This window comes from Chryseobacterium sp. HR92, from assembly GCF_045689405.1.
Taxonomy (GTDB): Bacteria; Bacteroidota; Bacteroidia; order Flavobacteriales; family Weeksellaceae; genus Chryseobacterium; species Chryseobacterium viscerum_A.
The window spans coordinates 2,385,546-2,401,692 of sequence record NZ_CP139139.1 but is presented as its reverse complement, the minus strand read 5'-3'; the positions used below and the strand labels follow the sequence as shown (position 1 = coordinate 2,401,692).

15 protein-coding genes and 2 pseudogenes are annotated in these 16,147 nt (G+C 33.8%); 15 read left to right on the top strand and 2 right to left on the bottom strand.

Annotated elements, in window-relative coordinates:
• Nucleotides 1–2: 2 nt before the first annotated feature.
• The 11 genes and pseudogenes from SFA27_RS10840 (at nucleotide 3) to xth (ending at nucleotide 9,016) form a co-directional block, all read left to right on the top strand.
• Entirely contained in the window at nucleotides 3–3,386 is a 3,384-nt protein-coding gene (locus SFA27_RS10840) for a DUF6443 domain-containing protein (RefSeq protein WP_407298048.1), read from the top strand.
• Complete coding sequence (locus SFA27_RS10835) at nucleotides 3,383–3,649, top strand: hypothetical protein (RefSeq protein WP_407298047.1); 267 nt, start codon at nucleotides 3,383–3,385, stop codon at nucleotides 3,647–3,649. Before SFA27_RS10840 ends, SFA27_RS10835 begins: the two co-directional genes overlap by 4 nt.
• Nucleotides 3,650–3,830: 181 nt before the next feature.
• A pseudogene (locus tag SFA27_RS10830) lies at nucleotides 3,831–3,977 on the top strand (RHS repeat-associated core domain-containing protein); the annotation flags it as partial.
• Nucleotides 3,978–4,169: 192 nt separating this feature from the next.
• Nucleotides 4,170–4,646, top strand: a complete 477-nt coding sequence (locus SFA27_RS10825; RefSeq protein WP_407298166.1) for an HNH endonuclease — start codon at nucleotides 4,170–4,172, stop codon at nucleotides 4,644–4,646.
• 2 nt (nucleotides 4,647–4,648) lie between these two features.
• Entirely contained in the window at nucleotides 4,649–5,089 is a 441-nt protein-coding gene (locus tag SFA27_RS10820) for a DUF4265 domain-containing protein (RefSeq protein ID WP_407298046.1), read from the top strand.
• Nucleotides 5,079–5,534, top strand: a complete 456-nt coding sequence (locus tag SFA27_RS10815; protein ID WP_407298045.1) for a DUF4265 domain-containing protein — start codon at nucleotides 5,079–5,081, stop codon at nucleotides 5,532–5,534. The genes SFA27_RS10820 and SFA27_RS10815 overlap by 11 nt, the downstream gene beginning before the upstream one ends.
• 74 nt (nucleotides 5,535–5,608) lie before the next feature.
• The gene (locus SFA27_RS10810) at nucleotides 5,609–6,181 is read left to right on the top strand and encodes a suppressor of fused domain protein (RefSeq protein ID WP_407298044.1); all 573 of its coding nucleotides are present in this window, start codon (nucleotides 5,609–5,611) and stop codon (nucleotides 6,179–6,181) included.
• Nucleotides 6,182–6,409: 228 nt separating this feature from the next.
• Nucleotides 6,410–6,769, top strand: a pseudogene (locus SFA27_RS10805) (ankyrin repeat domain-containing protein); the annotation flags it as partial.
• A gap of 79 nt (nucleotides 6,770–6,848) precedes the next feature.
• The gene (locus SFA27_RS10800; protein ID WP_407298043.1) at nucleotides 6,849–7,493 is read left to right on the top strand and encodes a hypothetical protein; all 645 of its coding nucleotides are present in this window, start codon (nucleotides 6,849–6,851) and stop codon (nucleotides 7,491–7,493) included.
• 72 nt (nucleotides 7,494–7,565) lie between these two features.
• Nucleotides 7,566–7,985, top strand: a complete 420-nt coding sequence (locus tag SFA27_RS10795; protein ID WP_407298042.1) for a hypothetical protein — start codon at nucleotides 7,566–7,568, stop codon at nucleotides 7,983–7,985.
• A 251-nt stretch (nucleotides 7,986–8,236) separates the two neighbouring features.
• Nucleotides 8,237–9,016, top strand: coding sequence for an exodeoxyribonuclease III (xth, locus tag SFA27_RS10790; protein WP_407298041.1), 780 nt, complete (start codon nucleotides 8,237–8,239; stop codon nucleotides 9,014–9,016).
• Between the two features lie 78 nt (nucleotides 9,017–9,094).
• Here the strand turns inward: xth and SFA27_RS10785 are convergent, their stop codons facing one another.
• Nucleotides 9,095–9,883 carry a helix-turn-helix domain-containing protein gene (locus SFA27_RS10785; RefSeq protein WP_407298040.1) on the bottom strand — a complete coding sequence of 263 codons (789 nt, stop codon included), beginning with the start codon at nucleotides 9,881–9,883 and terminating at the stop codon, nucleotides 9,095–9,097.
• 449 nt (nucleotides 9,884–10,332) lie between these two features.
• On the opposite strand from SFA27_RS10785, the gene SFA27_RS10780 reads away from it, so the two are divergent.
• From SFA27_RS10780 to SFA27_RS10770, 3 genes are all read left to right on the top strand, one after another.
• Nucleotides 10,333–10,617, top strand: a complete 285-nt coding sequence (locus tag SFA27_RS10780) for a bacteriocin-like protein (RefSeq protein WP_047374658.1) — start codon at nucleotides 10,333–10,335, stop codon at nucleotides 10,615–10,617.
• A 208-nt stretch (nucleotides 10,618–10,825) separates the two neighbouring features.
• Entirely contained in the window at nucleotides 10,826–13,210 is a 2,385-nt protein-coding gene (locus SFA27_RS10775) for a TonB-dependent receptor (RefSeq protein WP_407298039.1), read from the top strand.
• Between the two features lie 179 nt (nucleotides 13,211–13,389).
• Nucleotides 13,390–14,139 (top strand): hypothetical protein, encoded by a 750-nt coding sequence (locus SFA27_RS10770; RefSeq protein ID WP_407298038.1) that lies wholly within the window; start codon nucleotides 13,390–13,392, stop codon nucleotides 14,137–14,139.
• Between the two features lie 11 nt (nucleotides 14,140–14,150).
• On the opposite strand, the gene SFA27_RS10765 is transcribed toward SFA27_RS10770, so the two are convergent.
• A complete protein-coding gene (locus SFA27_RS10765; RefSeq protein ID WP_407298037.1) occupies nucleotides 14,151–15,047 on the bottom strand; it encodes a helix-turn-helix domain-containing protein in 897 nt (298 codons plus the stop codon).
• Between the two features lie 200 nt (nucleotides 15,048–15,247).
• On the opposite strand from SFA27_RS10765, the gene SFA27_RS10760 reads away from it, so the two are divergent.
• The gene (locus SFA27_RS10760) at nucleotides 15,248–16,099 is read left to right on the top strand and encodes an aldo/keto reductase (RefSeq protein ID WP_407298035.1); all 852 of its coding nucleotides are present in this window, start codon (nucleotides 15,248–15,250) and stop codon (nucleotides 16,097–16,099) included.
• Nucleotides 16,100–16,147: the final 48 nt, after the last annotated feature.

Here is a 16,147-nt window from a genome sequence, read left to right as displayed (position 1 = left end):
AAATGAAAAAAATACAACTATTAGGTCTGCTGTTTACAGCAATGATGACCTATGCACAAAGTACCACAGAAAACTATATACAATCCAAAACCTGTCTAAGTGGTGATTGCAGCAAAAAAACAGAGTCTATTACCTATTTTGATGGATTAGGACGACCAAAGCAGATTGTTAGTGTAAAAGCGACCACTACAGGGAAAGATTTAGTAACCCCCATTATTTATGATGAGTTTGGGAGACAGGTTAAGGATATTCTTCCTGTTCCGGCTAATACTCTCAATTCAGCAATACATACTGGAATTGTGAATGAAAGTACGGCTAATTCGTATTATGGTGCAGCCAATGCCTACACAGAAAAGGAGATAGAAAATTCTCCATTAGACAGAGTATTGCAAGTGGCCCAGCCGGGTGATCCATGGAAGATGGCAAGTGGACATACGCAAAAGCTTAAATATGAAGTCAATCAGGCCTCAGAGGTAAAGAAATTTATCACCAATACTACTACAGGTGCAGATAATAAAACAATTTCTTCAGTATCTATAGCATCAGGAGGTGGCTTTTATGATGCAGGAACATTATACAAAAATACAGTAACCGATGAGGACGGAACTCCGGTTATTCAGTTTCAAAATGGACGTGGTGAGACCGTACTGGTGCGTAAAACAGACGGGACACAAAACATAGATACCTATTATGTATACAATGAATACGGACAAAAGGTATTTGTGATTCCTGCTCTGGCAGTAAATAAAATTGAACAGAACAACAATGTTGTTACCACCGATATAGTAAATAGCCTTTGTTACCAGTACAGGTATGATGGTTTGGACAGACAGGTAGAGAAAAGACTGCCGGGAAGGGACGATTGGGAATCTGTGGTGTACGATGCTTCTGACCGCCCGGTGCTTACCCAGGATGTGAACCTGAAAAGTAAAGGACAATGGCTGCTCACCAAATATGATCTCTTTGGCCGTATTGCCTATACCGGACTCATTGACGGGGGAAACCGGGCAGATCTACAAGGGCAGATTAACAGTCTTGTGATCAGCGAAACACCTACTGCTACAGGTTTTAGCAAAAATGGGATTGTAGTATATTACACCAATACTCTTTTTACTAATTTTCAGACTCTTCTTTCTGTTAATTACTATGATTCTTATCCAAGGGATGCCAAGGAGTTTCCTTCTGCAAAAATCCTCGATCAGTATGTTGTCAATGAAGATAAAGCAGTTAACGGAGGGGTAAGTACTCAAGGTATGCCCACAACATCATATGTGAAAAATATTGAGGATGATAACTGGACGAAAACCTATTTCTATTACAACACAAAAGGAGGTAAGGTAGCTGAAAAAAGCTGGAATCATTTAGGGGGTTACACTAAAAAAGAGTTTAAGCTTGATTTCTCCGGTGCTGTGGATGAAAGCTATACCTATCACAAAAAAGGAAGTGCAGATGCAGAAGTAGTGATTAAAGAAAGGTTTGTGTATGATGACCAGAAAAGACTGCTGAAGCACTATCACAAGGTGAACAGCCTGACGGAAGAATTGCTGGTAGAAAACACCTACAACGACCTGGGACAGCTTGTTAATAAAAAAACAGGCAACACCACCGGTACTCCTTTACAGTCTATTGACCAGACCTATAATATCCGCGGATGGATTACAAAGGTGAATGATCCTACGAGCTTAAACGGGAAGCTTTTTGCTTATGAGCTTAAATATCATAACCCTGTTTATTCCACAGTTTCTACCGGGAAATACAATGGGAATATTACGGAAATAGATTGGCAGGCTGCTGACGGTGGAACGTTCAGAAGATATAATTATCAGTATGATGGATTGGACCGTTTAAAAAGTGGGATCTATTCTGAACCCAATGCTACTGTTCCTCAAAATAATTATTATAATGAATCCCTTACCTATGATGTAAACGGAAATACCCAGACCCTGAAGAGAAACAGGTTATTATCAAATGTAGGAGCACAGCAGATGGATGATCTTAGTTATGTTTATTCTGGTAACAGACTTACCACAGTAAACGATGCTTCTGGAAATTATGCAGGTTATCCGAGTACTTCAGGAAATCCTATTACCTACGACAGTAATGGGAATATGACAAGTCATTTGGATAAAGGCATGTTACAGATTGATTATAATTACCTCAATCTTCCTAACTATATTAAATTTGACAAAGAGTATGTATCGCATGATTGGTTGAATACTTATTATGTTAATACAAAGTACCTGTATAATGCCGCTGGGAATAAGCTGAGAAAAATCCATACCTATGGGGCAGGAAGAACCAACTTAGAAACGATTGACAAAACTGATTATCTTGATGGATTTCAATACACCAATGATGTATTAAGTTTCGTTCCTACTTCAGAAGGCTACTATGATTTCGTTCAAAATAAGTATATTTACAACTATACAGATCAGGTAGGAAACATCAGACTGGCGTATTATAAAGATGCTTCCGGTAACCTGAAAATTGACAGAACCAACCATTTTTATCCTTTCGGGCTAGAGTTTGGAGGAGATTTGAATATTTCTATTTCATTAACGCCAAATTATAGATACTCTTCCCAAGGACAGGAAAAACAGACAGAAACAGGGTGGAGTTCTTACCGATGGAGGAATTATGATGCTGCAATGGGAAGGTTCTTTAATGTGGATCCTTTAAGTGAAAAATATAACACCTGGTCAACCTATGCTTTCAGTGGAAACAGAGTGGTTGATTCAAGGGAACTTGAAGGGTTAGAACCTATGGAAATAAATAAAACTACTAAAAACTTAGTTATTGTAACTCAAGGATGGGTAGGGAATCCACCTAATGGGGCAACACAAGCTCAAAATTTTGTTAAAACAAATAAGGATGGAGGAATAGATTATGATGGTATAGGAATTATTAATAATCTTAATAGCAAAACAACACAAGTTGGTATCTTTGCCTCTTCAAAAGGGGAAAATACTAAAAATGATATTTTATCCTCGATTCAAAGCTTTAGAAAACAGAGCCCAAGCGGTAAATTAATTATGGTTGGACATAGTATGGGTGCTGACAATGAGATTGAACTTATAAATGAACATCCTAATATCAAAGTTGATTTATTATTTACATTAGATATAGCTGATGATCCAAGAGTTGGGATTGATGATGATAAAATACCATCTAATGTTAAAACAGCCGTTAATTATTATAATAAAAATGATGGATTCATGCATTCTGGGATAGGTGGAGAAGATATTGAAATTAATGATCCTTCAAAAACAAAAGGAATAAATGTACCTGTAAGTGCAGCCCATACACAAATTGATAATAAATATCGCTATAATGCATACAATGCTGTAGTAAAAGAGTTAAATACAAAAGAAAAAAAGAAACCATGAGAAAAAATATTATAATTTTACTAATTAATATTGCTTATTTCCTTTTAATAGTAATTTTTTCTAAAAGTGATTATACATTCTTAACGACACAAAATGTTATGATTACTCTTTCTTTAATAGGCGGTTTATATAGTTTATATGGCGGCATTGATTCAATAAAAATCAAAAACAATTTTAAATGGTTGTTTTTATCAATTAATGTGTTGTTTTTTTTAATATATTCTTATGGATTATATTTTGATATAGTAGCTTATAATAAATGATTTTCTGATGTGATGGTTTTCCCTATTATAAACTATTAAGATTCTGTCTGAAATTTGAAAATAGGTAGAATCTAGTGCTAGAACTTTTTAAGTAAACTAAAAACAGATAATCTAAAGGTTATCTGTTTTATTCTTAGAGAGTGTAACCCCAAGCTATGGATACTCTTCTCAGGGACAGGAAAAACAGTTAGAAACAGGATGGAGTTCTTACCGATGGAGAAATTATGATGCTGCAATGGGAAGGTTCTTCAATGTGGATCCACTGGCGGAATCATATAACACCTGGTCTCTATATGCCTTCAGTGGAAACAGAGTAGTTGATGCTAGGGAGTTAGAAGGTTTAGAGCCTAAAAAAGTAAATGAAGTAAGTCTTCCTGGCGATCCTGAAGAATTTGCAGAATTAACTATTGGTGGTATCAATAGTCTAAGAGCTGCGGTAGCCAACAATGTCGCCAGAACAGTTAACTTTTTCACCAATGATGCGGTAAGAAATAAGTTTGTAGTTGATGAAGACGGCGGGATGACTTTGCTTACAGGTGTTCCTAAAGAATCCTTTAAAGAGAAAGTCGTAAATGGTGCTCTTGATTGGGGCACTATAGCTCTATCTGTTAGTGGCGGACCCGAAGGAATGCTGACGGTACAAGGAGGAAAAGTTCCTGCTTTAAGAGCTTTTGAATCAGTTAAGGAGTTTCAAAGATTAGAAAAGAGAGCTGCAAAATTGAGCCAAAAACCACGTCCTAATTTGCCCTTTACTAAGGCTGGCAAGAAAGTAGTTATTGATTTAAATGCTCATAAATATGCAGGGAAAACAAAATGCGCAAAATGTAAGGTTGAAACCGTTCCAGCAAAACAATCAAAAAAAGGAGTTGTACCGGATAAGAATGAAACACAGGTTGATCACATCGAAGCAGAATCTCTTGGAGGAAGCGGAACACCTAATAACGGTCAAGTTTTGTGTAGAGACTGCAATATTAAAAAGAGTAATAAAAGAGAATAGACATGGAAAATAGAACAAAAGTTTTTTTTGTACAGCAAATTGATGAAAATAAATATGAGACTGAATCACTATGGTGTAAGGTTGAAAACAGTTTATTTATTGTAGATAATATTCCCTTCGTTGCCGAAAGAGTATCTCTTGGTGATATAATAGAAGTGGAATTTGATGAGGATGATAAACAATATTATTTTGAAGATTTTATTTCTAATTCAGGTAATACTACTGTAAGGATTTATGTATACAATGATTATGAAAGTAAAATTGAAGAGATAAGAAGTCACCTGAAAGAGGAAGGCTGTGATTCTGAGGTTTTTTCTGAAAGAAATATCATAGCAGTGAATGTACCACAAGCAGTTTCATACAAACCGATTAAAAAGTATTTGGATGATGGTGAAGGAAATATGTGGTCTTATGAAGAATCTTGTTTAGAACATGAATATTGAAGCAATGAAAGGCAAAGTAACAGTTGTATACTATGATGCTAATCAAGAGATCGCTGAAGAAAAGCTGTGGATCGAAAAGAAAAATGATTTGGAATATCAAATAAAAAACATACCCTTTTTTGCACCTAATTTGGCATATAATGATATAGTATCGGTTGAAAATGATGAAGGAGAGTTATATTTTGAGGATTTAATTCATTCTTCAGAACATAGTACTATACAAATTGTATTTTTTAATACGGAAAGTATAAAAGATGTAACGAATGATATTGAAAAAATGGACTGTTCTTGGGAAGGAATAGATGATCAACATATTATAGCTGTTGACGTGCCTGAAAATGTGGATTATAAGAAAATCCGAAAATATTTAGATATACAATTTGGAGATAAGGTTTTAGATTACAAAGAAGCATGTCTTTCTGAAACACATTCTAGCAATCTCTAAATCTAAATCTGTTAATGATATTTAGGGTATTGAAAACAATACCCTAAATATTTAATTTCAAAACTGGCAATAAAGTGCAGGTAATAATTATTCAAGATTTCAAAACAGATGAAAGTAATAGACATTTAGAAAAGTACATCGGTGAAATATCTAGAGGTGCAGATATTGATGATAGAAAATATAATGTAACGATTGCATTATATGATAATATTCCTTTTGAAGATATTAGGACATATTCTACACTTGGAATGAACCGCTATTTTATAGAGTATTATTATGAATTTATTTTTGTGTGCATGGCAAAATATAATGAAAATGAAATAGCTTCTTTTTTAACGAGTTTTGCAGAATATTTAATTGATGGTGAAAAAGGGATATGCAGAGGTGATGTTTTATCATTTGACTTTACAATGACTTCAGAAACAAAAATAAATTCATTGTATTTTACATTACCTTTTTATTTTAACGATGAGCTACAAGAATTACAACTAGAAGATAAAGGAATTGTTTTTCCTTTAATAATCCCTGTTTATCAAGATGAAGCAGAATTGATAAAAGAAAAGGGCTGGAACGCTTTTGAAGATTTTTTAGAAGAAAATGAGATAGATAATCTTTGGGATTTGAATAGGGAAGCTTATGTATGGTGATTTCTGGTAATGTTTCAGATATGTTGGTAATACATTAGGGTATTGATTTCAATACCCTAAATTTTAAGAGCCAATACTACTTATAAAAATTACTGGAGAAAATATGAACAGCAATAATATTGATAATGTCTTTCAATTTATAAGACTAAACGAATTGGATAGTGCTGAAAGTGAAATTAACTCTTTCAATGTTAATGAATTTATTAATGATTTTGGAGAAATCTTCTACATGAAGCAATTGCATTTGAAGCAATTGATATTGTGAAGTTTTTATTAAGTTGTCAAATAGATATTAATCACTCTGATCAAAATGGAAAAACACCATTACATTATAGTGCTGCTCATAATGATTTTGAATCAACTAAATTACTATTAGACAATGAGCTTATCGAAATCAATAAGAATGATAAATATGGTAATAATCCACTTTGGGTTGCTGTCTTTAATGCAAGAGGTTATTATGATATTGTGAAATTATTAAAAGATTTTGGTGCAGATCCAAATTCGAAAAATAACAATAATAAATCTCCTTTAGACTTTGCAAAGCAAATTGGAGATGAAGAATTAATAGATATTCTTGAGCCTTAATACTAAGGTTTTAAAAACTAAAGAAGGTATCTATTTTAGATGCCTTCTTTTTAAAAATCATTTCGATAAACATAATTGATTGGAAAATATTATAACATACAAAGGGATTCAAATAAATGCAGTAGATAATCTTTACGTGGATACAGAAGGATTAGATTCTTATATTTCTAAAGAAATTAGAGTTACCATTGGTGATAATCAACCTGAAAACTATATAGAGGTTATTAAGTACATTATAGATTATATTGTAGATAGTAAACCAATTATATCTGAAAATCAAAATATTGGCTATTATTCGTGGCTTTTGCAATTTAGACTGGATCAAGATAACTGCTATGATATATATGAAGCAAACTCTGACGGTAGTAACTTTAATAAAGGTTGCGATACGGCAATATCAGTTGTTAGGCTACAAAGTGAAACATGTTGGCAGCAGAATCTTATTCCTTTCTTTCCAAACTTCAATCAATCAGTTGTTATATCAGATGGTGTTTACGAAGGAAAGGATATTGAAGGAATTAGATATGATTCACCTCAAGATGAGAGTGGATGGTACCTTATCACTGATGATTACAATGATGATATTAAGTCATTAAAAATGGTGCATTTTTATCATGTTGCATTTGCTCGGCCTGATATTTTAAAGTACTTAGCAATACCTTTCGGATACAGATTCCTAATGAAGGATGGAAATATTGAAATACGTCAGGATGAAGAGGAATAACTCTCAATCTAAAAATAACTCAAGATTAGCGTATCAAAAAGATATGCTGATCTTCATAATAAAAGCATTTGCGTGAAATTAATATTTATAGTTTTTGCTAGTTTTTTTGTCTGTGATAATTCGAAAATAATTGGCACAGAGTATTCTACTTGTTCAGACTTTAAATCTGGGAAATTTGAATTATTGAATAAAAAAACAAATAAAAGATATCTTATACAAAGATCCAATGATTTTCAAGTAGAAGAAACTTTTGATCTTTTTACAAATAAAAAGATATTGAAGGATAGATACTATAAGTTACTATGGAAGAGTAATTGCCAATATATATTACTATTAGATCTTACCAAAAGCCAGCATGACGAAACTGACAAGTATATTAACTCTCATGGTGGTTATCTTTGTACAATCAAAAAGATAGAGGGGAAATGTGCTATTATTGAAACTCAATTTGAAGGAGATGTTTTCGCTTCTGAAGTTTGCAAAGTCCAGTAAAAGACAAATTAATGCATTAATCCTAGTAATTACTGATAATCAAAATATTTACTTTTAGGTTTTTGATAGAAATGTTCATATTACTATCTCCAAGGGTTAATAACTTACAACAAAGAATTTATACATTAAGTACCATATCCGGTGATATGGTACTTTTTATTTTCATAATGCCAATTACTATTTTTTTTCATCTCCAATATAGCAAATGGAGATATAATTCCTTAATTTTTCGGTACTAAAAAACCTTTATCATGAAAATAGCAACTTATAACGTCAACGGAATCAACGGACGGCTGCCTGTTTTGCTGAAATGGCTGAAAGAAGCTTCTCCGGATATTGTCTGTCTTCAGGAACTGAAAGCACCCCAGGAACGTTTCCCCTTACAGGAAATTAACAAAGCAGGCTATGAAGCTATCTGGAATGGGCAAAAAAGTTGGAATGGAGTCGCTATACTGGCAAAGGGCAGAGAAATTACGGAGGTGCAAAGATCTTTACCAGGTGATCCGGAAGATATTCAAAGCCGTTATATTGAAGCAATCATTGATAAAATGGTTATCTGCTGTCTTTATCTCCCGAATGGCAATCCTTATCCCGGGCCTAAATTTGATTATAAATTATCCTGGCTCAAACGTTTTAAAAGAAGGGCAAACCAACTCATCACAATGGAACTTCCAGCCATCCTGATCGGCGATTTCAATATTATTCCTCAACCTATTGATGTTTACAAACCTGAACGCTGGGAAAATGACGCTCTATTCAGAACAGAAGTAAGAAAAGCCTTTAAAGATCTCCAGACAAAAGGCTGGCTTGATTCAATACGAAGTCTTTATCCGGATGAAAAAGTCTATACCTTCTGGGATTATTTATATAAAGCTTATGACAGGAATGCAGGCATAAGGCTGGACCATATTTTATTGAGTCCTTATCTTCAGCCCCGATTAGCTTCCGGTGGAGTAGACAGCCATGTACGCAGCTGGGAAAAAAGCAGCGATCATGCTCCGGTGTGGATTGAACTAATGGACAAATTATAACTCAGGAACAGCAAGATCGTAGTATACATTATAATATGCTCCCGGTTTATAAAATCAGGAGCATATTATAATGTAATATTAAGACTGTTTTCTGCGGCGGCCGGAAACCTTTTTATCAAGATCTCTGATATCCTGTCTCAGCTCACGGAACATTTCTTTAAAATTATAACTTTCATAGTCACCAGGCTCGAAATCTTCCGGAAAAATTCCTGAAGCATACTGCCAGATTTCTACAACTTCTTCAAACGGAATTTCATAAGGCTCATAAAAAGAGTTATCAGCGCTTACACAGATTGAGTTTTCTTTTCTTTCCTTAAAACGTTTATAGGTAATCCCGTCATTCAGCGTTACAAAAACATAGGTTTTCCCCTGTTTCAAATCATTGATTCCTTCCACATATTTTCCTACAATATAGGAACCGTTTCTGAATGGAGGCATAGAATCTCCATCTGCAGGGAATGCCCTGTATTTTCCATTAGTAAGAAAGGGAAGAGCAATACGCTGAAGACTCTCAATATAATCTACATCACTGTAACCTTCAAGATATCCCATAGAAGCTTTTTGGGGGATAATCTCTATCGTATCATTTCCATGGGTATCTACCGCTACCGGAAGAACAATTCTGTTGTCCGGCAGTTTCAGCATATCATCTATAGGGTACTTCTGGATATCTACGGACAGCATAAGATCAATGCTTACATGAAAATATTTAGAAATTTTTATAAGAAGTTCGATAGGAGGTTCAGATATTCCGTTCTCATATTTTGAATACCGGACTCTGGAGATCATCAGTTCATCGGCTACATTTTGTTGAGAGAGCTTTCTCTTGGCTCTTAAGAAGCGTATATTATTTGAAAAAATTGACATTGATAAAAGTATGTAAGCAAAAATACAAAATTTGCGAGCGTTACCAACCACCGGAGCAGGTTTTACTATAAGATATAAGGAAATTTAACTGGTTCGGTCTCCATTTTCACTAAAAAGGAAAAAATTTTCACATCTGAACGGTCAATTTTAACATGCTGAAAGCTGATTTTTGAACAAATATAGAAGGCCCTGCATAGTTTAAACAATAATCATTAATAAATTGAATTTAGTACATAAATAATAACTCTAAATTTCACAAATTGAGTTATTATTTTTAACATTTAGTAAATCAATCACATATAAGTGAAAATGATATTTTTATTAAAACACATATATATTAATGAAATATTAAATAATAAAAACATATAATTAATTTATTGAAAATAATTTGCAATTGTAATATTATTATTCATATATTCGTGATGTAATAATCATATAAAATTATAGTTATGAAAAACTTAAAAAAATTAGACAGAAACGAGTTAAAAGCTATTTCAGGTAATGGATTACTAGATCCAATTGGTACTTTACTAGGTGGACTAGGAGGTGTAGTTGGTGGAGTAGTAGGCGGAGTAGGTACTATCGTTGGTGGTGTAGTTACTGGCGTAGGATCTACTGTTGGTGGTGTAGTTGGTGGTGTAAGCACTGTCGTAACTAACGCATTATGCCAAACACAATGTGTTGTAAATGGTGTAATCCACATCAAATTACTTGAGTGTGGTTCTACTTGCTAATCAGTAAGAATAGACATTAAAAATCATTCCGCTCTTTTCAGAGCGGATTTTTTTATATCCATACAGAAAATAAAATACAATTTAAAATACTTTAAATCAATTATTTAGACTCGTCTTATGTTCTTTACTATAAAAACTAATTAAAGCAACTATGTTGCGTTAATGAATTTAATTGTCTAGCTTTGCCGGATCATTAAAGTATATGCACATGAAAAGGACCTTTTATTTTTTGTTGGGAAGCTCGCTAATTTATTCACCCTCCATTCTGAAAGCCCAGAAAATTAACCATGAAAAAAAAAATGTAAAGGATATAGAACCTGTTCAGGTACAGGGAAAAACAAATTATAACTCTGTCAATATTTCAAGAAAAAAACTAGATTTTATTCAAACCAATACATTAGGAGAAACATTAAGCAAAATCCCTGGCATACAGAACTCCGGATATGGTCCTAATGCTGGAGCTCCCGTTATTCGAAGTCTAAGTGGAAACCGCGTAAAAATATTGGAAAATGGTACTGCAGTTAATGATCTTTCCGGAATAAGCCCGGATTTTAATACTGATATAGAGATGAATGCTGTTCAGAATATTACTATTTACAAAAACTCTGCATCGGTTTTATATGGAGGAAAAGCTATTGGAGGAGCGATAGATATTGAAACAGATTATATTGCCAGACAATTACCGGATAAAAAGATAAATCTCAGAGGACTTTTGGAAGGTGGAAGCAATAGTGGGCAGAAACAAGCCTTTTCTGCTAAAGGTATCATTGCTAAAAACTGGGTGTGGACTATAGGAGCATCCAATCAGAAGCAGGAAATAGTTAGAATTCCCGGAAAATCAAAAGACAGCAGATGTTATGATCCCAATCTGGTAGGCTTCAACAGTATTTTGCAGTCATTGTGCCAGATAAATGTAAATTCAAGACGGGTACTCAACAAGAGCCTTTTCCCCTACATCAGCCAGTTCGCTAAAGATCATATGATAGACTATGAGCTGTCTGAAGATGATCTTTATACATTCAGTCCCACCTATTATAATCCTGCAGACGGTAAAACTTATCCTAATCCAAAGAACGACCTGTATATTCCCGGCCAGGATCCTTCTACAGATCATTACAAAAGTGAAGTAAACGGAATCAAAGATTATGTAGAGACAAAAGATGGAGTTATTCCCAATAGTCATTCGGAAAGTAATTCATTTTATGTAGGAACCAGTTATATAGGGAAATCATTGTATGCAGGAGGAGCTTATCAGAATTCTTATTCATATTTTGGTGTTCCGGGCTATGCAATCCCTAAAATCCCAAAACATACTCATGGAAAGCCACAGCAAAAAATAGAGTATCTTCCTATCAATATAAGGAGTTTATCTCATAAAGCGATGTTTGAATCAGGTTACAAATTTTCCAATTTTCCAATTTCCAGTATCAAGCTAAATTATATGGGTGTATTCTCAAAAAACGCAGAACTTCTGGACCGTTACCGAGCCAACATGTTTGCTGTGAACCAACACAATGGACGTCTGGAGATCACACAGCAAAAATTAAAATTTCTTATGGGAACTACAGGTCTTGAAATACAATACAGGGATATGGAAGGAAGTGGTGGCCAGAGATATTTACCCAACAATATAAGTCGCGAAATTGGAGTCTTTACGATGCAGCATCTTGATTTTAATAGTATTCAGCTGGATCTTGGATATAGAAACGATCACGTACAACGAAGGGCAGAAGCAGATAATAAGTATGTCAGAAGCCGGGGGCTTTCCGGGGGGAAACTCAGTGACAGAGATTTTACACTTCATCAATTCCACAGTTCTGCTCAATGGAATATCTTTAAAAAAGGGTATCTAAAAGTACAATACAACCATTCCGAAAGAGCACCAGAAGTGAATGAACTGTATTCAGGAAACAATCATTTTGCTATTCTTACCGAAGAAAATGGTGATGACAAACTGGATAAAGAGACTGCCAATACGGTAGAAATAGGAGGAGGCTTAAACCTGAAGAACCTCCGCGTATCGGCCAACTGGTATCATACTTCTTATAAAAATTATATTTACCTTGCCCACACCGGAATTTCCAGAGAAGTTTTTCTTGTAAAAGAATGGCGTTCCGATGATACGGAAATCAACGGCATTGAAGCAGAAGCCGCTTATAAAGCAGATTTTGGAAAAATAGGAAAGTGGGAGATAGGCGGATATTATGATTTGGTAAAAAACATAAGTGTTGCCGACAGCTCCATAAGGAAATGGAGTGATGGTGATTATATGCCTAATATGCCTACAAGCCGTTTTGGATTCAATCTGGAAGGGACTTTGCAGAACTTCAGCCTGAATCTCAGTTTAGATCATTATTTACAACAAAAATATTTAGGAAAGAATATTAATCCTGAACTTCCAATGCCGGCTTTTTCACTTCTTAATGCCCGCATTTCTTATAAGGACAGCAGTCTGGGCATTGGTGATCTGGAATATTATATTATTGGAAATAATCTCCTGAACAGCGAGGCAAGACTCCAGAACTCTCAGTTAAAATTTCTAAGCCCACTTCCTGGAATTAATATTTCAGCAGGCGTGAAAATCAGTATATAAATCAATAGTATCTCTTCGGCTGTCATTTAAAGACAGCCGAAGATTTTTTAAATCATTATTTGTTATAGCTTCCTAATATTAATTAAGTTCCAAAGTCTTTGCATTTTGGAGCTTTTTTTGAGTTGTTAAAATATCAAACTTTAAAGAGTATATTGCAGACCTTGATAAATAAAGTAATAATGCAGCCAGTTATAGAATATAATGAATCCGATTTTGATGCTAACATTCAAGATTATTACACGTATATGTACTATAAAGGAGAGCCCTTTACAGGAACATTAGTAGATGAAAATACAGTAACTCAATTTAAGAATGGCAATGCTCATGGGAAATCTGTAGAATATTATGATAATGGTCAATTAGCCGAAGAAAGCTATTTTGATAATGGAAATTATGTAAGTTATAAAAGTTGGTATCTAAACGGGAAAATGAAATCAGAATGGGCAGGTGGAAAAAACGATAGTTTTGAATATGATAGTGATGGAAATATTATTCTTATTAATAATGATTTCTTTTACAGGAATGGAAATTTCAGAAAGCGTAATATTTCTTATAAAACAGAGTTTTATAATTGCGAAGGAGAAATAACTGTAATTATCCAGCAAACTTTAATAGAATATGAAAAACCTGTATTTCATGTTAACAAAGACAAACTCTCTGAATGCTATGTTGACCTTTATTTCGAGCTATGCCCTTATTTTTCAAGTTATAAAGATCACTTAGGAAATAATATTATTGGGTGGTTTTGGTATTTATTGTCCCAAAACGAACACGATAAAAAGTTTGTCATAACTTCAATAAACAGATTATTAAATGATGAAAGAAATCATAGCAAGTATGATTTGGAAAGTATATTACAACGGATGGACAAAGTTGATTTAGCGATTGAATGGAAAAAATATTACTCTGAAATCATTGAATTAAAATGACTAATTAAACTTTAATTTAAATTCCGAAATTCGTTAGGTGTAACACCTGTTCTCTGCTTGAATAGCCGAATAAAATGCTGTGGATATTTAAAACCTAATTCATAAGCAATCTGACTAATGGATTTATCAATATTGAATACTCTTTGCTTGGCTACATCAATAATTTTATTTTGTATGTATTCCTGTGCAGTTTTCCCCGTTTCTTTCTTGATCAGATCTCCAAAATAGTTGGATGAAAAATGTAATTCGTCTGCACAATATGCCACAGATGGAAGCCCTACAGTATTAGGTTTCTCAGATGAAAAATAATTGTTTAGCAATTCTTCAAATTTTTCTAAAATACCTTTATTGACATTTTCCCGGGTAATAAACTGACGATCATAAAAACGGTCACAATGATTGAGAAAAAGTTCAATATTCGATGTTATAACTTTTTTACTGTGTTTATCTACTGGTCGACTCAATTCAAATTGAATATCAGCAAACATTTCCAAAACCATTTGTTGTTCTTTTTTAGAAAGATGTAACGCTTCATTGGTTTGATATCCGAAAAAGCCATATTCAGAGATACCCTTACCTAAAGAAGTCCCTTTAATTAAATCCGGATGAAATACTAATCCATGCCCCAAAGGCTGGTAGATATCTATTTTATTTTCCACATCAACAACTTGGCCTGGAGAAACAAAAACTAATGTTCCTTCCTGATAGTCATAAGTTGCCCGGCCATACTTCAGATCACCACATTTCACATCTTTTAAAAAAATGCAGTACAGGTTAAAATACATTTTAGATCCTGTTCTTTTATGCGCTTTTGAAAAATCTATTACACTTACCAAAGGGTGAAGTGTTTCATGATTATTAAAATGATTATAATCATTCACTGTTTCAAAATAGACTGATTGACTCATAGCAGTATCATATTATAATGCAAATGCAAATCTAAAGATAAAAATGACCTCTTTTTTACATTTTGCCCCAGAACAGTAATATTGGTTACAAGTTCCGTAATCTGTCTACCAATAGGTTTGCCAATAGATTGGAAATTTGCAGTAACAAATTGATTATCCAATTTTTAGTTTTTGCGAAGTATAATTAAATAAGATAAAAAATGAAAAAAGTAATATTGAACAACGGTGTTGAAATGCCGGTTTTAGGATTTGGAGTATTTCAGGTTGCTGATTTAGCAGAATGTGAAAAAGCAGTTGTTGAAGCCATTGAAACAGGCTATCGATTGATTGATACAGCAGCGTCCTATGGAAACGAAGAAGCGGTAGGAAATGCAATCAAAAGAAGTGGTGTTTCTAGAGAAGAACTTTTTATTACGACAAAACTCTGGGTACAGGATGCAGGATATGAAAAAACCTTGAAAGCCTTTGAGAAGTCACTGAAAAAACTTCAATTGGAATATCTTGATTTATATCTGATTCATCAGCCTTACGGAGATATTTTCGGTTCCTGGAAAGCAATGCAGGAATTATATCATTCAGGTAAAATAAGAGCCATAGGAGTTTCTAATTTTCATCCAGACAGAATTGCAGATATGATTTCAAATAGTGGATTTACGCCAGCGGTCAATCAAATAGAGACCCATCCATTCCATCAACAGGTTGAAACACAAAAATTCTTAATTGAAAATAATGTACAGATTGAATCCTGGGGACCTTTTGCAGAAGGAAAGAATGATATTTTTAATAATAAAGTTTTAAAAACAATTGCTGAAAAATACAACAAATCTGTAGCTCAGGTTATTTTGAACTGGCTGACGAGTAGAAATGTAATTGTCATTCCAAAATCTGTAAGAAAAGAAAGAATGGCTGAGAATTTCAATATTTTCAATTTTGAACTTTCTTCTGAAGATATGGATGCTATCGCAACTTTAGACACTGCCTCAAGCTTATTTTTTGATCACAGAGACCCCAATATGGTTAAATGGCTAAGTGAAAGAAAATTGGACTTGTAATCAAACTTCATCAATAAAAATAGTATCAAAAGAAAATTGCACTCGTTT